General features: G+C 51.2%; 11 protein-coding genes. 8 read left to right on the top strand and 3 right to left on the bottom strand.

All coding sequences use genetic code 11. From position 1 onward, the window contains the following. Window positions 1-8 precede the first annotated feature (8 nt). Window positions 9-596, bottom strand: a complete 588-nt coding sequence (locus tag K3T82_RS07500) for a hypothetical protein (RefSeq protein WP_220192861.1) — start codon at window positions 594-596, stop codon at window positions 9-11. Window positions 597-790: 194 nt separating this feature from the next. Continuing rightward, the gene (dnaA, locus tag K3T82_RS07495; protein ID WP_220192860.1) at window positions 791-2,389 is read right to left on the bottom strand and encodes a chromosomal replication initiator protein DnaA; all 1,599 of its coding nucleotides are present in this window, start codon (window positions 2,387-2,389) and stop codon (window positions 791-793) included. 604 nt (window positions 2,390-2,993) lie between these two features. Between dnaA and K3T82_RS07490 the strand changes: the two genes are divergently transcribed. The 3 genes from K3T82_RS07490 to murA all read left to right on the top strand — a co-directional run bounded on the left by K3T82_RS07490 (window position 2,994) and on the right by murA (window position 7,657). Further along, complete coding sequence (locus K3T82_RS07490) at window positions 2,994-4,355, top strand: FHA domain-containing protein (RefSeq protein ID WP_220192859.1); 1,362 nt, start codon at window positions 2,994-2,996, stop codon at window positions 4,353-4,355. 374 nt (window positions 4,356-4,729) lie between these two features. Further along, window positions 4,730-6,274 (top strand): phytoene desaturase family protein, encoded by a 1,545-nt coding sequence (locus K3T82_RS07485; RefSeq protein WP_220192858.1) that lies wholly within the window; start codon window positions 4,730-4,732, stop codon window positions 6,272-6,274. 27 nt (window positions 6,275-6,301) lie between these two features. Beyond that, a complete protein-coding gene (gene murA, locus K3T82_RS07480) occupies window positions 6,302-7,657 on the top strand; it encodes a UDP-N-acetylglucosamine 1-carboxyvinyltransferase (RefSeq protein WP_220192857.1) in 1,356 nt (451 codons plus the stop codon). A gap of 91 nt (window positions 7,658-7,748) precedes the next feature. Here the strand turns inward: murA and K3T82_RS07475 are convergent, their stop codons facing one another. Further along, entirely contained in the window at window positions 7,749-10,037 is a 2,289-nt protein-coding gene (locus K3T82_RS07475; RefSeq protein WP_220192856.1) for a response regulator transcription factor, read from the bottom strand. Between the two features lie 518 nt (window positions 10,038-10,555). Between K3T82_RS07475 and K3T82_RS07470 the strand changes: the two genes are divergently transcribed. The 5 genes from K3T82_RS07470 (at window position 10,556) to K3T82_RS07450 (ending at window position 20,283) form a co-directional block, all read left to right on the top strand. Continuing rightward, complete coding sequence (locus K3T82_RS07470; protein ID WP_220192855.1) at window positions 10,556-11,401, top strand: SAM hydrolase/SAM-dependent halogenase family protein; 846 nt, start codon at window positions 10,556-10,558, stop codon at window positions 11,399-11,401. A gap of 783 nt (window positions 11,402-12,184) precedes the next feature. Further along, entirely contained in the window at window positions 12,185-14,080 is a 1,896-nt protein-coding gene (locus K3T82_RS07465; RefSeq protein WP_220192854.1) for a PrkA family serine protein kinase, read from the top strand. A 190-nt stretch (window positions 14,081-14,270) separates the two neighbouring features. After that, complete coding sequence (gene yhbH / locus K3T82_RS07460; protein ID WP_220192853.1) at window positions 14,271-15,413, top strand: sporulation protein YhbH; 1,143 nt, start codon at window positions 14,271-14,273, stop codon at window positions 15,411-15,413. Between the two features lie 17 nt (window positions 15,414-15,430). Then, on the top strand, window positions 15,431-18,103 hold the full coding sequence (locus K3T82_RS07455) for a SpoVR family protein (RefSeq protein WP_220192852.1): 2,673 nt from the start codon (window positions 15,431-15,433) through the stop codon (window positions 18,101-18,103). Window positions 18,104-18,384: 281 nt separating this feature from the next. Continuing rightward, the gene (locus tag K3T82_RS07450; RefSeq protein ID WP_220192851.1) at window positions 18,385-20,283 is read left to right on the top strand and encodes a hypothetical protein; all 1,899 of its coding nucleotides are present in this window, start codon (window positions 18,385-18,387) and stop codon (window positions 20,281-20,283) included. The last annotated feature ends 31 nt before the right edge of the window (window positions 20,284-20,314 follow it).

Genomic DNA, 20,314 nt, shown 5'->3' with positions numbered 1-20,314 from the left:
AAGCAGTTCTAACTGCGTTTGCCTACACTCCGATCAATCTTACCTCCATTGTTGATCAGGATCGCGCGTGCGCGTGATTTACGGCTGATGTTATCTGGGTCGGGGAAACGAAGTGCTACTACATTGCGGCTATGCTCCTGTGTCTTACGCGGGTTCTGTGAACTGTATTTGGAGGCATCCTGCCCAATCGCACCACGTACCTTGCGCCTGGTAAAGGAGCCGACGATGGCACCCAGAATCACTCCTATAAGCGCGCCGAAAAGGAATGTAACCGGCTCAGGGAGCGCAGGGACAGCGAAGCCAAGCATAAAGGCAAGCCCTCCCAGGATGATACCAAAGAGAACGGCGAAGAGCACAATGTAGACCGGGTTGGGTTTCGCTTTTTGCGTGCGCAGAAAATAGTCGCTTCTGGCTTGATTCGGCCCATGCTCACGGAATTGTCCGCTGCCGACGGAACCTTCTTCGAGCTGGAATACCTCATTGCTATCAAAGCCCTCTTTATGTAATTTGGCGGTGGCACCGTCGGCCTGAGCCTCGTCTGCAAAGACCGCCAGTAGGTCGTAACTGGCGGGCTGTTGCTGCTGTTGTTGCTGCATAAGTTTCTTCTTCTCCTGCTGTGAGCATGACCATGCGCTGAACCTACCAAGGTATATCAGGTAGAGTTCACCTTGCCTCAACTTGCTTGATGCACTCACTATTATAATACTCATTGCCTTTATTCAACAGAGGAGAATCATGCAAAGAAGCTCTAGTATGACGGAGGATATGGGCTTGCCCTGATAAGTCAGAATTAATAAGAGCGTGATTGAAGTGATTCCAGAACGGTCGCGATTTCATGGCGAACCCGATCATTATGCTGCATCTCAGCTTGTACTTTCTCCCAACCATGCATAACCGTTGTATGATCGCGTCCTCCCAATTCTGCTCCAATCTGTTGCAGTGAGGCAGTCGTCTCTTCGCGCATCAGATACATTGCTACCTGACGTGGCCACATGATATCGCGGTCGCGTTGTTTGCCACGGATACGCTCAGATTCCACATTATAATATCGACAGACGCCATCGATGACTTCTATGATGCTGAGTTTGGTGCCACTTGTTACCGGCTTCTTATTACTATAGATGTTTGCCAGGGCATCAGCCGCCAGCTGCTCGGTAATTGGAACATTGCGCAAGGTCGCGAAAGCGATAACGCGGTTGAGCGCTCCTTCCAGTTCGCGCACGCTACTGCATTCTGGGCGAGCAACATACTCAACAACAGGGTTGGGGACCGCGAAATGGAGGAGCTCAGTCTTTGAGCGCAGGATTGCGAGTCGATGCTCATACTCAGGGGCTTGAACATCGGCTAGCAGGCCCCACTCAAAACGTGAGCGTAGGCGGTCTTGCAGGCTATGAATTGCCTTGGGAGGGCGGTCACTGGTGACCACTATCTGCTTATTAGCGTTGTGTAGTGAGTTGAACGTATGAAAGAATTCTTCCTCAGTCGATTCCTTACCAGCGATAAACTGGATGTCATCGACGAGCAGGATATCAATCTGACGATACTTGGCGCGGAACTCCTCTGTCTTTTGATAGCGGATAGCATTAATGATCTCATTGGTAAACTTTTCTGAGGTCACATAGAGGACGGTCAGGCCTCTGCTCTCGCCTGCATGTCCAACGGCGTGAAGTAGATGGGTCTTGCCCAGACCCACTCCTCCATAAAGAAAAAGAGGATTATAGATGCGGCCAGGATTCTCTGAGGCTGCAAGAGATGCAGCATGCGCCAGCTGGTTTGATTTGCCAACAATAAAGGCGTCAAAGGTGTAACGTTGATTGAGGGGGCCGCCTGCACCGAATGTAATAGCGGATGGTGTTGGGTGTGGCTTAGCCTGACCCGCCATAGGAGGTGCTAAGATATCGCCTTCTGGTTGGGAATGCTGAGGTGGAATCGAGAGCAGGTAATCTTCTGAAGGCGTACCTGGTTTCTGGCCCATACCGAGCGTCTGGAAAGAGAGCGACGCCTTTGATTTCTTAGCGACAGCCGCCGCCGATTCTGCGAAGCGCCGAACATGTTGCGCGGGCGACGTGCGCGCCTTATTCAGGCGTGAGAGACGGCGAGGTGACGAGAACAACTGTTCAGATGGAGCATTAGGCTCAGGGCGGTCGCGGGCCACGATAAATTGCACCTCGATCTCCATGCCAGTAATCTCGGTGAGAATGGAGTGGATCAGACTGGTAAAACGACGCTCAAGGTGCGTCTTTGCGAACGTTGAAGAGACTCCAACGACAAAGACACCGTCTTGAAAGGAGTAGGCCGAGGTTCCCTGAAACCAGGTGGTAAAGGTATTTGGCTGTACCCGTTCCTGTAAGCGTTCTATAGCGGTCTGCCAGATTTGTCTTGCATTCACACACAAGCTCCTGGAAAGTATTGAAATCTTTAAGATGCGTGGCGAGAGATATGGTATCTATATGCCTGAGCGCATGCTAGCCGCTGCATAGGTGAGGTCAGGCGTGCTTTTCCCTGCCGGGGTCGGAAGCATGCTCGCGACCAGACACACAGTGCAAGACGCGTATAGCGTCTGCTTCTTTCGGATGAATAGTAATGGTAGCATGGAATGATGGCACTGTAAAGACCTCGTTCATTCCGACTAGTACCAATATGAGAAATGCTTCACAGGTGTCCTGTCTGTTCATAGCGTATACTAAGCATAAATAAGAGTGTACCAACGTCTATATCTATAAATCTCTATATTGCGAAGAGCTTCTTTTGCCAACTCGTTCTATTACGTGGGTCAGCCTAATTTATTCTTGTGAGAGGAAAGGGCTTTCCTGCTCCGCTTGACACACATTGACATATGGAGCATAGGAGTGTCAGCCGAGTAGTCGTAAAGGGTGAGTGAGATAGAAGTTCCCTCGACGCTCAAGTTTCAGTTCTGCTATAATGACAGAAGTTTTGTGCGCGCGTGACGAAATCTTTGCGTGTGCTACGACGAATGGGAGGATAGTTTTATCATGGATAAGTGTCCCTATTGTGGGTCCGAGACACGGCCAAACGATAATTTCTGCTTGAATTGCGGAAATCGTCTGACCCCTGCCGCAGCGGCGCAATCGATGCATGCTGATCCTACGGTGGGAGCCTTCCCCGATGAGGAATGGGGGCGATCTAGTCAGGATGCAGGTACCGCGCCTTCCTCTGATTACGGTAGCGAGGCGGCCCCTACTGCTGTAGGCTATGGTACAGAGACCTCATCTTCCGCTTCTACTGCTCAGGCGACGATGGATCGTATTGAGCAGCCAGGGCGCTTTATTTTGCGCTCCGAGAGTGGGCAGGTAATTACGGAGTACCCACTAGAGAAGAATGAGATCGCGATTGGTCGCGCACCCAACAGTGATATCCTGCTACAAAAGGATAAGTTGACCTCGCGTCGCCATGCTGTTGTAAGGTATGAGAATAATCAGTACGTGCTTCATGATGAGCACAGCGCGAACGGCACTTTCGTGAATGGTCAGCAGCTTGAGGAGAATGGCTCTCGTGTCCTGCAAGATGGCGATCATATTGGCATTGGCGAGCATGAGTTGATCTTCCGCGCTTATGGCTCAAATGTCGATGAGCTGCCAACGGTTTCAGTTCCTTATGAGGCTGATTCGTATGAGCCCAATACCTATCGTACGTCGACCGACAGCAATGCAACGCTACCAGAGAGCGATAGTGGTTACGAGACACAGTCGATCTCCTCAGAAGAGAATGACATTCCTTTCGGCGTGCCTGCGCTGGCGAATGTGGATGAGGTTCCATTCATTGCTCCTGTCGATGATGACGCCACGAGCAATGTGCCGGAACAGCCTGTATATGTGCCGGAGACTCCAATCGCTGCCACTCCCTCCTATACCGCTACCGCATATGAGGAGGAGCCTGAGTCTCGCCGTGATGATGGCTCACTCACATTCAATCGCTTGACCTCATTGCCGCTTCCCAACTTGCCTGATCTGAGCAGCTTGATGGCTGCTGTCTCATCGCTTGATGGACAGATCATGTCTCTGCAAGAGCAGTTCAACACGACGCAAGAGGCGATGCGCAAGCATGAGGGCGATGTTAGCCAGACGGTGAATCAGCTTCGTGGTGGGATCCGTCGTGTAGCTGAGCGCATGGATAGTACCATCGCGGATGTGGCGCGTAGTCGCGAGGCTCTAGCCTGGGCGGAACTGCTGCAACTGATGGAAGATGTTATGAGCAATCCACGCGATATTGAGTATGTTACCAAGCTGGCTCGCAAGGCTCGCGAATTGAACAAAGTCTTCCAGATCCATCAGAATGTGCTCAATACTATGGCCGAATGTAATAGCCTGCTGCGTGGCATGATTGGTGATAGTTAAGCTTGCCTGTGGCTGTTCACATTCAGCTATTGGACCAATCAAGCAGGAGCCCGGATACAGCAAGATTCTCAATGTGTGGGGAGTATGCTAGAATCCCCACACATTATTGGCATGCTCTTGGTTACTTCATGTGTGAATAGGCATTACATGAGTTCCATATCGCATTTTTTAGGATGTTGCGTGTCTGACTCGCACTCATATGTATGCTCATCACAAAGATCTTATGCGAAACTCCGCACCGCAATCGCGGTGAGCGCGAGCGCCTTGTACGAATATCTGAGCGTGTCTGCGCTTGCGGCTCTTCAGATGATTCGGGGTTTCGTCGAAATGACCGCGCGCTCAGGTGTTCGGATAAGCAGTAAGCGGATATTGTCATGCACGAATATGTTTCACCAGTAGAAGAGCGGGACCCCACCTCACCCAATCTCCGTTCTCGGAAAACTGACGCGGTCGTCATTGGCGCAGGGTTAGGTGGTTTGCTGAGCGCCGCCAATTTGCTGCAACGAGGTAAGCGCGTGATTGTGTTGGAACGCCTTCCCCATGCGGGTGGTCGTTTTACAGCCAAGTATTTTCAAGGAGTGCAAGTAAGCACAGGTGCGGTTCATATGGTGCCTTTTGGCAGCAGTGGCGCGCTGGCGCAGATGCTAGAACGCCTAAATGTGCCACAGCAACTCTTTGATGCAGATGTATTTGGTTCATTCCACGTACATGGCAAGCAGTATCGCGCCCCTGGCTTGCTCAGCATTCTCCGTTTCCTGGGGCCTGAGCAGTCGTGGTGGTTCTTCCGCCTGGGCTACCTGATGTTCTTCAGCAAGCTTCCGGACGAGGAACTGGACATGCCCTTTGCTCGCTGGCTAGAGCGACGAATCAATGTCCGGCGCACTCCACAACTGGTAGCCTTCTTTGAGCGTATCTCGCGCTTCGCCTTAAGTTTGGAACTCTGGCAGGTGAGCACACGCGAAGTCATCCATACTACACGCAATATGTTTCGCTTTGGAGCGCCCGCAATTGTTGAAGGTGGATGTGGAGCGGTTGCGCGCAAGTTAGAAGAGCGCATTCTTGAGCAAGGGGGAGAGATTGTGCTCTCCTGCGAGGTAATGCAGATTGTGCGGGAAGAGGGGCGTGTGACGGGAGTGCGGGTGCGGCATAAAGGAAGCGGAGACGAAGAGCTGATCGAAGCGTCCCTGGTTGTAAGTGATATTGGCCCACGTGCCACAGATGGTCTTCTGCACAGTCGGAAAGTTAAACAGGCCGATGTCCTCAAGCGCAAGATCTCAGATGGCGCAGAGTCTGTTTCAGACACGAATGGCCTTGATCTACATGAGGCGGTTGGGCTGAAAATTCATATCCTGAGTGAGATATCACTCATCCCACATCGAGGTATCATGTATTGCCTGGATACAAAACGTATCGCGGGTATAGTGCAGCCTACGAATAGCGACCCTAATCTTGCGCCAGAGGGCAAGCATTTATTAATTACACATCAGGTCATTCAGAGCAACAATGTAGAAGAAGAGCGCGCTCTCGCTCTCGCAGATCTGCATATGCTCTTTGGGGATACCTTTGATACGCATTGTCGCGTCCTAACAATGGGAACATATCGAGGTGAGTGGCCGGTGAATCGCATGACGCAGGGAGAGGATCTTACGCCAACAACTTCTGTTGAAGGGCTATATCTCGTCGGAGATGCCGTTAAGCCTTCGGGCTATCTCATGGTCGAGGGCGTGGCTCAGAGCGTGAATCACTTCCTGGATCTATTGGATTCTTTGGATCGCAACGAGGCGACCGCAAGTGGTAAGCGTCCACATACCAGGCATTCGCATATGGCGGTGTCTTATTCGCGCCTGAATCCCTGGCGCTGGCTGTGGAAAGCACCGGGAAACGCAGCCGCTTTTGAGCGCATGAAAAGTACCCAGTAAGATCTTAGTAAGAGGCTATTTCTAAGCATGAATTCTATTGCTACATCAGTGTCCGCGCCTCATTATTTGATACGAGGTGGAGCCGCACTTAATGGAGAAGTAAAGCTGAGTGGCGCGAAAAATGCCGTCACCAAAATGGTCATTGCTTCTCTGTTAACCTCCGAAGAATGCACATTACGTAATGTGCCATTGCTTGGAGATCTTTATTTAACGATGAAGCTCTGTGAGAGCGTTGGCTCCTGGTTGCGCCTGGACGACCATACACTCACTTTACGCACGGAGAATATTGATAAGACCTCCATCACGACTGAGGTAGGAGGCTTGAACCGTATCGCTGTTCTGGCACTTGGCCCCCTCCTTCATCGCTGTGGCGAGGTCAGTATTCCCGCGCCAGGTGGTGATCGCATTGGACCACGGCCCATCAATTTCCACATTGAGGGCTTGCGTCAGATGGGTGCGACTATTGTCGAGCGCGATGGTCGTTACTATTGTACGACGAATGGACGGCTGCGTGGCGCGACGATCAAGCTACCGTTCCCGAGCGTAATGGCGACTGAGAACTTTCTGATTACCGCATCACTGGCTAAAGGCGTTACCATTATTGAGAATGCTGCTACGGAACCAGAGATTGTGGATCTGATTAAACTCTTGCAAAAGATGGGCGCCATCATTGAGTTAAGAGTCGATAGGCGGATTGTCATTGAGGGTGTCGAGAAACTACATGGCGCGAGTCACACCCTATTGAGTGATCGCAATGAGGCAGTTTCCCTGGCGATTGCGACCTACCTGACGCATGGGGATGTCTATCTGCGTGGTGCGCAACAAGATACACTGCTGACCTTTCTGAATACGCTTTCGAAGATGAACTTACGTTTCGATATCGACGATGAGGGTATCCGCTTTATTGGTGATACCACTCCTCCTCCAGCAATTGCCCTGGAGACGGATGTACATCCCGGCTTTATGACTGATTGGCAGCAACCCTTTACAGTTCTGTTGACCCAGGCCAATGGTATGTCGGTGGTCCATGAAACAATCTACGAGGACCGCTTTGGCTATACCTCGGCTCTGATTGGCATGGGGGCGCATGTTGGTCTCTATAGCAAATGCCTGGGTGAGGTTCCCTGCCGCTTCCGCGAGAAGGAACATCTGCATAGTTGCGTTGTGAGTGGCCCAACACCTCTGAAAGGGACACGGCTTGATATCCCTGATATTCGCGCTGGTTGCTCTTATATTCTAGCGGCCCTCTGTGCTGAGGGAGAGTCGCATGTCTATGGTATTGAGCACATCGAGCGTGGGTATGAGCATCTTGATGCCAAGCTGCGCTCGCTAGGTGCTCATATTGAGCGGGTTGAAGAGGCCGTTACGGCTTCTCTTAACTAGGCATACTGAGCTTATCCATAATAAAGTAGAGTGCCGGGTCGTTCGCATCGACGGACAACTCGGCACTCTACTTTATTGCTGCTAGCTTGTTTTACCAATCGGCTTTGGCCTCGCGCAACTGTTCCGGTGTGAGGACGCGGAACATGATGAGCAGGTTTTCGAGATCATATTCCAGGCCCATTGCGTGAAGCTCTTGACGAATACGACCGAGTGAGCCAATTTGAGTTGTGTTGATCATGCCATAGCTGACCAGGCTGGCGGCAAGCAACTGATCAGGTGTCAGTAATTTAAACATCAGGAGAATCTCGCCAAGCTGATAATTAAGGTCAACTCCTCGCAGCATACGCTGGATATTGTGCGCGACATCCAGACGGTTTTCGGGTACAAGGTGCCCTTCCAGCAGGACGCTACCAAGCGAGCGAGTCGCACGTCCATTGAGTATCTGAGCCTGTGGTGGCTGTGCCGTTGGCGCGGGCATTGGGGGGAGGCTTTGCATAATGTCGATCAAGACAGAGGCATTTGACGAAGACGGAGCCTCTTTCTCACCCTGCCCTTCAGTGGCGCGCCTCATCTCGGCTTTGATCTGCTCAACAATATCATCCTGGCTGGATACCTGTTCCTGGTGTGATTTATCGCGGGCGAGTGGTTCGGTTGGGGCTGTAGCCTGCGGACCCCTTTCTTGAGTTGCCTGTTGCTCTTGCTTGTATGCCGATATGTCTGGTATAACTTCCGGTTGAGCATCGACAAATTCTTCCCGAGGTTCGGGGGCTGGTCGCGAGACTGCTGGAATGTGTGGCGCAGTCGTGTACGGTGGCGGTGTGGTATTGGCGGCTGCTATGGATGCCAGAGGGGGAATCCCTGTAGGCTGCCCATAGTTGGCACGCGAGAGCACATCGGGACGGCGGGCTGTATTCTCCGTTGACGTTGTTCCGCTCGTATTGCGCTCGGCTGGCATATCTTGAATAGGAGCAGGGCGCATAGGTTGCGTAATGATTTGTTCATTAGATGGTGTTAGTGGGGGTGACGCAGGTGTTTTCTGGCCACCTCTTTCGGAGGGAGCATAAGGAAAGTGCTCACCCGATGATTGTAGGGGTGGGTTTACAGCATGCTGCTCGCCTGTGGGTTGAAACGGACGCATAGGAGCATTCTGCTCAGGAGCGACTGGAGCAGAATGGGTCGCGTAGGTCCTCATGAGAGGGTTGGATTCGCCTGGTTGTGGTGTCTGATATGGCAAAGAGGCTGGTGGTGTTTCGACGCGCGGTGGCTGCTGTGCTGGGTAATGTGGCGTCGCTGGCGGATCTTGAATAGGCGATGGTCGCATGAAAGATTGCGGTGACCGAAAAGGCGATGCCTCCGGTGTAAAAGGAGTGGGAGCCGGTTCGGCTGCTGGTGTCTGTCTACCCTGAATGAGACGCGAGAGTTGGGCCAGCCCTGATTCACTTCCCCCATCCAACTGTCCGCTTGCCAGACGTTGTAGCGTATTCAAGTTGGAGCCAGAAGGCGGTGGTGTAGGAGCGACAGGCTCAGAGAATGACGAGAGGATGGCACTCTGTGCCTCGTATTTGTTCTCCGGCGTGCCCGCTAGAGATGGGTTATTTTGTGGCGTCCAGGCTCTCTGATTAGGATAGAGGACTGCATGAATTTTATCTGTATATGATGGCTGTGATAACTCATCTGGCAAGGGTGATGGATGAGGCATACCCTGTGTTGATATGGGTGGTGGTGTCTGTTGATAGGGCGCAGGATGTGGATTTGGTGTTGGGTTTACTTGATTAGTATAGGAAGGCATATTGCTACGCTGTGGCGAAAGCATCTGCTCGGGTGATGAGTGTGAGCGATATGTTGGTTGACTGCCCATGCCTGACAGTGGAGAGGGCATCGGTTGGGAGGGGCGAGGCATGCTTTGAGCTGCCATGCCGCTATTGGCGGGGGACATGCGTGTTGACATGCGTGGCGCTGTACTCCCGCTGGCATCAGGCTGTTGTGAGGGAACGCGAGCACGTACGGCGTCTACAAGTCCCATGACGCCAAGCATACCATCAACCTCAACATCAGCAGGTGTGGAAGAGATATGGTCATCAAAGTCGCGTGGCCCATAGCCCGCAATATTCGTACAATTAAAGGTCAGAACCTGGATGCCACGCCCTCTGCGCTGGGTATCCAGGGCAACCCAGAACTCACGCCGTGCAGCCGCAGCCTGAGAGAGATTGACCAAAATAAGGCGAATGGGCAGGCGCGCGATGGCGTCGAAGACTTCCACCGCAGTGCGAGCGGTATGGCAATCATAGCCCGCGAGTTGCAGTTCGCCAATAAGTAACCCTGCTAACTGCTGATCGCGCTCAAATAGGAGAATATGAGGTCCACTGGTACTAGCATTCATAATCTATCGCTCCGGTTACTGCGCTGGGTTATACTGGTGCATAGATCTCTATCGTTAAACGTTGAGGTTTTGTGGCCTTGTGACCGTACTCAACGATATTACATGCACATGGAAGGTAGGTCATGCCACTCATTTGCCTAAGCGTGCTGCCCGAGGCGCGAATACACTTTGGGAAACAAGCACCGCTTGGATCGCGTACCACCTGGTTGCGAAGCTCGTCACCTTCCAGGCAGTGCCGGCAAATAACGAGCACCGCTAGCCGTTATTGGCGCTAGTATAGCATACCAGGGTGTACCCGGCATAGCACATGTGACTAATGACGCATCAGGGATAAGTGCTTTGCGCCTTTTGCTCACTCTGCTTGAAAGGAGGTTCATTGCGACTTTGTAGCCTTGCACTCCACTCATTTGCAAATGGATGTATTCAGGAAACACCGATTTCCATATTTATAGTACCTTGTGTGTGTACTGTTACGCTGCTATCGCATTGATTCTGGTACCATTTGGAGGTGTTTGAAAATGAGTATATTTCAATCCTCGAAACCGTTCATAACTCCTGCGCCTGTGATCGTGTTAATGACCGATTTTGGTCTGAAAGATGGCTTTGTAGGTGTGATGAAAGGCGTTATCCTAACTATCACGCCCAATGCCCGGTTTATTGATACCACACACCAGGTTGAGCCACAACAGGTAGCTCAGGGAGCGTGGCTGCTCTCGTCGCATTATCGTTATTTTCCTGCTGGCACTATCTTTCTCTGTGTCGTTGACCCAGGGGTGGGCAGTGATCGGCGCGCGATTGCCGTTCATGCTGGAGATTATTATTTTGTGGGACCGGACAATGGTCTCTTTAGCTTGATCCTGGCGGAATTGCCGTTTTATCAGGCAGTTGAGCTGACTGAGCCAGCTTATCGCCTTGCTTCGGTCAGTTCGACCTTCCATGGACGTGATATCTTCGCGCCAGCAGCCGCACATATCGCGGCTGGCCTACCGCTGGAGAAGCTTGGTCCTGAGCTTGAGGTGTCAAGTCTGCGTCGCCTGGGGAATCTGCAAGCAATACGCGAGGGCGACGAAGTGGAGGCGAGTGTCATCCATATTGATCACTTTGGTAATATCATAACCTCCATTCCGGCACGCATGGTTCCTGAATGGACGAGCAGCCCCCGCGCGGCAGTCGAGTTTCCTGAATTGGGCGTGTGTGTGACCGAGAGACGTAAGACCTTCGCCTTGAGTGCTGATGCTTCGATCAGCCAACACCCTTTCTTTCTGGAAGATAGCTCAGGCTATATCCTGATTGCTGTACAAAATGGTGATGCCGCCAGCGCATTGGGTATTAGGCGTGGTCATCGCGTGCATATGCAGCTCTAGATTATCTTTGATTTATAAATCCGTGTGCTTAGAGCTCCCAGGCGTTCTTCTGGGAGCTCTTCCCAAATGCCTGCCTAGACGAAGGATAGTAATATTGATACACAAAATAGTATGGTACCTGAACTGGCAGTTTTATCTTGAAGGAGTAGATGAGCTATTTTGTCTACATGGATGTGGTGAAAAACTTGCTTTACTAGCAATTTTGCCTTCTTCGTAGAATTGTATGAGACAGAAAAATATGGTATAATTTGCCCATACCCCTAAGAAGGGCCACGTTCTAGCAAGAGTACAAAATTCATGAGGGTGGTGGTCACAAAACTGCATTTCTGCTACAAATGTGAAAAGCGCTGGAACAAGAAAGGACATATTGTAACATTGCAGGAGCATCTGTAGATGCGTTTGACAACGCTACCCAATTCTACTCTTTATAAGGTTTGGGATGAATATATAGTAGATCCAAACCGTAATATCCGCCGAAAAGTTGGAAAGGGCTGGTTCTCTTGCGACGCGTGTCGAGAAGGAAACTGGCCCTTTCAGTCATCTGGTAGCTGTCGAGCGGGGAGAGGGAAATGGAAGGAAGAGGTGGTAGATGGTGTGTCAGTCCCTGCGCCATCCTCGTATAATGTCCTTGCCCAACCAAAAGGAGTCTTTCCCTGGCTGTCTTATTCGTAGTATCCGTCCCATGAGTAGCAACCAGGGGATGTATGACCTTTCCCTAAGGAGGGGAGGGGAGCATAAGCCCCACACGGACTACTCTATCGAACAGCAAAGAGAGGGTAAGCCATGGATCTGGTGAAGCGGTTGGAAGAATATCGAGATCGTGAGCGAGAACTCATGTGGGAAGGAACCTTTGCGCAATACTTTGAGATTGCGTCAAAGAAACCTGAAATTACCCGCCTTTCACATGAGCGCGTTTACCATATGATCATGGACGCTGGTATCGAGACGACCCGTACTAATGAGCAGCATTACAAATTTTTCAGCGAGGAGATCTTCGGCATTGAAAAGCCTCTCCAGCAGATCGTTGACTACTTCCACTCGGCTGCCCAACGCCTGGAAGTGCGTAAGCGTATTCTTCTCCTGATGGGACCTGTCGGCGGAGGTAAGTCTACCATTGTGACCCTCCTCAAGCGCGGTCTGGAAGAATATAGTCGAGTGCAGGATGGCGCGCTCTATGAAATCAAGGGCTGCCCTATGCATGAGGAGCCGTTGCACCTCATTCCTCACGAACTCCGTTCTGATGTCGAGCGAGAGTTTGGCATCTACATTGAAGGTGACCTGTGTCCTCATTGCCGCTATATGGTGGATAACCAGTATAAGGGTAATATTGAGGATGTACCAGTTAAGCGTGTCACCTTCAGCGAGAAGTATCGCGTCGGCGTCGGGACTTTCACGCCGTCTGATCCCAAAAGCCAGGATATTAGTGAACTTGTCGGTGGTATTGATCTGTCTACCATTGGCGAGGTAGGTGTTGAGAGCGATCCACGTGCCTATCGATTCGATGGCGAGCTAAACATATCAAATCGTGGCATCATGGAATTTGTCGAAATGCTAAAAACGGATGAGAAGTTCCTGTACGTATTGCTCACCCTGAGCCAGGAGCAGAACATCAAGACCGGACGTTTTAGCATGATCTATGCCGATGAGGTTGTTGTTAGTCATACCAACGAGCATGAGTATCAGTCCTTTGTGGGCAATAAGAAGTCTGAAGCCTTACAGGACCGCATTATTCTGGTCAAGGTCCCCTACAATCTGCGTGTCTCTGATGAGGTAAAGATTTACGAGAAATTACTCAAACAGAGCGCGCTCAAGGATGTGCATATTGCGCCCTATACATTGCGTATCGCCAGCGTCTTCGCTCTTCTTACTCGCATGGAGCCTTCAAAGAAGGCTGGTATGAGCTTGATGAAGAAGCTCAAACTGTATGATGGCGAGGATATGGAAGATTTTAAGCAGAAGGATGTGCGCGAATTACAAGAAGAGGCTGTGCGTGAAGGCATGGATGGCATCTCGCCTCGCTATGTCATCAACCGCCTCTCGAACGCTTTGGTCAAGCATAATGTCACGTGTATTAACCCCATTGATGCCTTGCGTGCCCTGCGTGATGGCCTGGATCAACATACCAGTATCACACGTGAAGAGCGTGAGCGTTACCTCAATTTTGTAAGCGAAGCTCGTAAAGAATATGATGAGCTTGCCAAGAAAGAAGTTCAGCGGGCCTTCGTCTACTCCTATGAGGAATCCGCGCGTACTTTGCTTAACAACTACCTGGATAACGTTGAGGCGTACTGTAACAAGACGCGCCTGCGCGACCCGATTACCGACGAGGAGATGGAGCCAGATGAGCATCTGATGCGCTCCATTGAGGAACAGATAGGTGTCTCAGAGAATGCCAAACGTTCCTTCCGTGAGGAGATCCTGATACGTATCTCTTCGTTGGCGCGCAAGGGACAGACCTTTGACTATACCAGCCACGAGCGCCTCAAGGAAGCGATTGAGAAGAAACTCTTCGCGGACTTGCGAGACGTCGTTAAGATCACTACGTCTACTCGTACTCCTGATAAAGAGCAGTTGCGCAAGATCAATGAGGTGGTGAATCGCCTCATGACGGAGCACGGTTATTGTCACGTCTGCGCAAATGAAATTCTCCGGTATACGGGAAGCCTCTTGAACCGATAACGACGACCGGGCTGATGCAGTATGGACATGGGCGTACGACGCGAGCATTAAACTCGCGCGTACGCCGCAAGCTAGCGGTGTACCCTGTCCTGTTCGCGCCTGTTCTACATAAGGCGGGTCACGCCAGCCTGCGACCTATGCCCCGGCACCATCCTCATCCCCTGGTTCCATACGATAAGGAGAACGTACCATGTCTGTTTCTCAGCACGATTGGTCGTTGCACCGGAAAGGCCAGATAGACCAGGAGCGACACAAAGAGAAGATACGCGACGCCGTCAAGAAAAACTTGGGCGAGATTGTCAGCGAAGAGAATATTATCCTTTCGGATGGGAAGAAGGTGGTACGGGTGCCCATCCGTTCTCTCGATGAGTATCGTTTCCGCTTTGATCCTGGACGTCAAACCCATTCAGGTCAAGGGAATGGCAAGAGCAAGGTTGGCGATGTTGTCGCTCAAGAGCCTCGTCCTGGTAAGGGCAAGAAGGGCGAAGCCGGGAAAGACGCGGGCTATGATTACTATGAAGCCGAGATCTCCATGGAGGAATTGGCGGCAATGATCTTTGAGGATCTGAGCCTGCCTAACCTGGAGGAGAAGCGCCAACAAGAGATGGAGACTGATGCTGTTCGCTTTACGGATGTGCGCAAGAAGGGTCCTATGCCTAACCTGGACAAGAAGCGTACCATCCTGGAGAACATCAAGCGTAACGCTTCGAAAGGTGAGGCGCGCTTCAAGGAAATTAAGTCTGAAGATCTGCGCTTTAAGGTTTGGGAGCCCACCATCAAATATCAGTCAAATGCTGTAATTCTGGCTATGATGGATATTAGCGGTTCGATGGGAGAATTCGAGAAGTATATCGCGCGCAGCTTCTACTTCTGGATGGTGCGCTTCCTCCGCACACGCTACAACAATGTGCAGATTGTCTTCATCAGCCACCATACAGAGGCCAAGGAGGTCACAGAAGAAGAGTTCTTCCATAAGGGAGAGAGCGGCGGAACTCAGGTATCATCGGCATATGAGCTAGCGCTCCAGATCATTCAGGAACGCTATAACCCCAATGACTGGAACATCTACCCCTTTCATTTCTCAGATGGTGATAATTTGCCCTGGGATAATGATCGCTGTGTTCAACTGGTGAACAAGCTTATGGAACAGTGCAACATCTTCGGCTATGGCGAAATTCGCGAGGGTCACTATCGTTCGCCAAGTACGCTGATGTCGGCGTATAACAAGATCAACGATAAGAAGTTCACCGCCGTTACCATCTCGGATAAGAAAGAGGTCTATCCAGCGTTACGGAAGTTCTTTGCCCAACGTGATCCAGTGCCAGCCAGGTAGAAGGAAGGAGCTCTTGTATGACGAGTATCGAATCGAGCCGCGATCTTGAGCGTCTGCGCGATTCCATCGAAGGGGCCTGGGAGATTGCCAAGCAGTTTGGCCTGGATCCCTTTCCAACTCACTTTGAGCTGGTTCCTGCGGCTATCATGTATGAGTTTGCTTCATATGGTTTGCCCGGTCGCTTTAGCCACTGGACGCATGGCAAGGCTTATTATCGCCAGAAGATGCAGTATGATCTTGGGTTGAGTAAGATCTACGAGATGGTCGTGAACACAAACCCGAGTTATGCTTTTCTGATGGAGATGAATGATCTGCTGCAAAATACCTTTGTGGCGGCCCATGTCTTCGGTCATACCGACTTCTTCAAGAACAACGCCTACTTCCAGCATACCTCAAAGCGTATGATCGACAAGGTAAGCATACATGCCGAGCGTATTGCCAAGTATGAGTTTGATCATGGCAAGCAAGAGGTTGAGCGTTTCCTGGATGCGGCTCTCTCTATCCAAGAGCATATCGATTATAACCTTTTGCTACGACAAGAGGAGGAGCCCAAGGAGAGCAAGTTTGTTCGGCTGGCGACAGAATATGATGATCTCTGGGAGTTAGATGCCAATCGTCAGAAGGCTGAGGAGGAGCGTGAAGAGCGCTCTGGCAAGACACCGCGTTTTCCAGAGAAGCCCGAGAAGGATATCCTGCTCTTCCTTTTACAGCATTCGCCATCGCTGGAACAATGGCAACGTGATATCCTGGAGATTGTTCGTAATGAGATGCTGTACTTCGTGCCACAGATGCAAACCAAGACTATGAATGAGGGTTGGGCCTGCCTCGTTGCGGAGAGTCTAGTTCTGACTGAGTTTGGCCTCATGCGTTATGATGCTCTCCATGAGCGCCTGACGCAGGGACAGAGAATTAGCGTTGGTAGCGGAAAGGAGCAATGTGATCCGGTTAGTGATCGGCATATTCGGCGCAATGCCAGCACTATTCGTTTGCGAACGCGGCGCGGGCTTGTGCTGGAGGGGGCCGAGGGCCACAAATTGAGTGTTGGGCCAGAGCAATGGATGGAATTGAAGGACGTGCGCATCGGTCAGCGTATTCCGCTCAATGTTAGTAGCAACATCTGGCCCTCTGAGCAGGTACCCATTGCGTTGCCTGTGCTCAAGTCCTGGGCAACAGTCGCGGATGTCGCACAAGCAGCGGGTGTTGGTGTCCATACGGTCTATCGCTCTTTAAGTGGTAAGACGACCTATGCTCAGCAGCGCATCGCTAGCGCGGTTGTTAGTACTGGCTACACTCCAGGGACAGCGGGAAAAGCACTCTATGCAGGGCGTTTCCCCTTACTGGCGCCTACCCATCTAAACGAGGAGTTCGCTGAGTTTCTTGGCTACCTGATTGGTGATGGAAATATTCATACGCAGAAGCAGGCAATTGGCTATACCAGTGGAGACTATGAATTGGCTGAGCGCTATGCGGCTCTCGTTCTGCGTCTCTTTGCCATCGAAGCTTGCGTTTTCTGGGATGACAAGACGTTAAACGGCAAGGGCGGACGCTGGCGTGTCGTGTTCTATTCTGCCAATGTGCTTGATCTGCTGGAAGGACTGGGTATTGATCTGCGTGCTAAGGCGCGTGCCAAGGCCATACCCGCTGCCATCCTACGCTCGCCGAAGGCCGTGGTAAGTGCGTTTTTGCGCGCGTACTTCGATTGTGATGGGTGCGCTTCCATGAGTGATGGTGTGATCCTGTCGACCTTTAGTGATGAGATCGCGCAGGCACTTCAGATCATCTTACTCAACTATGGCATCCTTACGCGGCGCTATGGCGTAAATATCCGTATCAAGGGAAGGTCGGCTCAGGTCTTTGCTCAGGAGATTGGCTTTAGCCTTGGTCGTAAGCAGGATAAGCTCTGCCAGTACCTTAGGAGCCATCGCTGGTTTGTGAAAGAGGATCCAACCGATGAGGTAGTGAGCGTTGAGCATGGGGTCGCTGATGTGTACGACATCACAGTTGAGGAAAGTCATCGCTATATCGCTAACGGTATGTTGCATCACAACAGCATATGGCACTCGCGTATAATGCGCGAAATGGGCGATAGGAGCATTATTACCGACTCGGAAACCATCGAGTTCGCGCAGTTGCACTCAGGAGTTCTTTCGCCCTCACGTACATCTCTCAACCCGTATTATATTGGCTTCAAGGTCTTTGAGGATATTGAGCGGCGTTGGAATGCCCCTACACAGGAAGAGCAGGAGAAATTTGGGCGCAAGCCTGGCAAGGGACGGGAGAAGATCTTCGAGGTGCGCGAATTGGATAATGACGTCTCGTTCCTGCGTAACTACCTGACGGAGGATCTGATCAAGGATCTTGACCTTTACCTGTACAAGAAGGAGGGGGATGAATGGGTCATTGTCGAGAAGAACTGGCAAAAGGTACGCGATTCCATAGTTGCCAGTATGACCAACTTCGGCTATCCCTACCTTGTGATCGATAATGGAGATTATCGTGGGAACCGCGAGCTTTATATCAAGCACATGTATGAGGGCCAGGATCTTGACCTGAATTACGCTGAGAAGACATTGCAGCATGTGCAACTGCTGTGGGGCCGTCCGGTTCACCTCGAAACCATTTACGATGGTAAGCGCATTTTGCTTTCCTTTGATGGTGAGCGTAATAGTAAGAGCACTCTAGAGAAGTAATCGCCGTTCAGTCATACGCTTACAGCGGTTTTCAGAGGCTTGAGCCTGCGCAGGGCTCTCAACCGGTCTGGACTTTGCTATAAGGAGCACTCAGGTGGCGTGGCCTGAGTGCTCCTTCCATGTGCCTGATATGTGGGCGGGCTTAGAGAAAATTGTGGAGGTTACGTCTGAACTAGTAGAGAAATTGTTTGTATCTCTAGAGCATATCAGTACGTATATACCGATGGCATGTGTGTGCGTTGACAGAACACACTTCCTTATGCATAGCAGGAGTACTCATTATGGCCGTTTTACTGTTGTCGTTTATTGGCACGCTGGTGGTGATGATCCTTCTCACCATAGGGCGGCTTGTATTTGGCCGCCGAGAAAAGTCGGCGCGAGGCGGGTTCCTCCGCTGGCTGATCGGGTATACCGTCTTCAATTTTCTGTTGAGCGTATTGATCGTTTACTTCTCGCGACCGGCTTTGACTGGTCCATTCTGGGGTTGGCAATGGGTGCTCTGGCCTCTGTTCTTGAGCAGCCTGGGGAATCTCGTGTCCTTCTTCGTGCCTGCAATGGAGGCCGCCTCTGGTAGATCGCTATCACGTCTCTCCTCGGGCCAGACCACACGTGGGGCCGTGGCTGCTGGTATTCTTGGCCTGGTGATTGTTGGTGTTGTGGGTCTTGTAGCTCCCCTCCTTATCTCCATTTTCACAACGTGGTTTGATGTGAACACGAAAGCTCTGGCAGCAATACCTAATGTGACTGAGCTGAAGACCGATAAATTGCCAGCAACTGACCAGAATCATATCGTCCTGGCGAGCAAGAGTGTGGCAGCGTACAAGGGACAACAGGTGCTTGGTTCCAATGGACAGAACCTGGGATCGGAGTACAATATCGATACGGACAGCTACACATTGCAATCAGTTAAGGGGCATCTCTATTATGTTGCGCCTTTGAGTTATAACAACATCTTTGTGAATCTCTCGAATCCACAAACTCCTGGCTTTGTGGTTGTTGATGCCGAAGATCCACAGGCAGTACCCAAACTCTACACGGATAAGGACGCCTCTCTGGCCTATCTTCCAGGTGCATTGCTGAATCAGGATTTGATGAGGCATGTCTACTTGAGCGGCTATACCTATGGGAAATTAGTGGATCCGACGCTTGAGCTGGACGATAACTATCATCCCTATTGGACGGTGTCGGTGATGCAGCCTATTCGAGGCTATGTTGGTGATGTGCTCACCGAAGTGCTTCTGGTTGACGCGCATACAGGGGTGATAACCAAGTATGCTCCTGGTAAAGTTCCTGCCTGGGTTGATCGTGTCATGCCTTCCGAGACGGTGCAGCAATACCTTGATTGGTGGGGGCGTTATCATGCCGCGCCCTGGTTTAATCCTTCGGGCGCGGGCCAGCAGGTGACGGTAGGAACTCCTGAATTGCTCTATAACAATGTGGATCGCCCGGTATGGCTTGTCCCTATGACCTCCTCTTCAAGCAATGATAGTTCTAGCACTGGCGTCTTCCTCTTTGACACGCATAAGAATCAGGCTACATTCTATCCCTTGCAAGGGGTTGGTGTAGGCGACAATGTAGTTAAGACCTTCTCATCGACGCGCTCAAACATTCGTAACTATTCTGTGGCGAGTGTACAACTCTATCAGATCTACGATACCCCGACATGGGTCGCCATCTATGTCCAGAGTACTGGCAGTGATAGCGAGGAGACACAGACCTCAGGAGCTATCTTCCAGGCTGTCGGGATTGTCGATGCACGTAATCTGAATGGGAGTAATGTGCAGTTCGATACCTCGCTTCCACAGGCGCTCCAATCCTATCAACAATGGTTGGCACAATCGGGGGGCAATGGCAATATACCTTCTACTACGGAAGCTCAGAAAGTGAAAGGCAAAGTCACGCGCATCTCTTCAGTATTGCAAGGGAATAACACGGTGTATTACATACAGATCGAGGGCCAGCCGTATATCTTTACTGCTAATCTCTCGCTCTCGCCTAAACTCCCTCTGGTACAGCCTGGTGATATAGTAGAGGGAACATACGATAAGTCTGGCAATCAGGTGGTCAATTTTAAGACCTTTGATGATATCAGCATTAACCTTGGGCAGAGTCCTGGCTCGACTCCTACTGCCACCCAGACACCAGTTATTGTACCTACCCCTACTACGACGAAAAAATAAAGTTGCTTCCCCAAGCAAAGTGGGTCCAGGC

The organism is Ktedonospora formicarum (assembly GCF_016587355.1).
Classification (GTDB): Bacteria; Chloroflexota; Ktedonobacteria; order Ktedonobacterales; family Ktedonobacteraceae; genus Ktedonobacter; species Ktedonobacter formicarum.
Note: the sequence above shows the minus strand (reverse complement) of the source record. Positions and strands in the feature narration are given on the sequence as shown.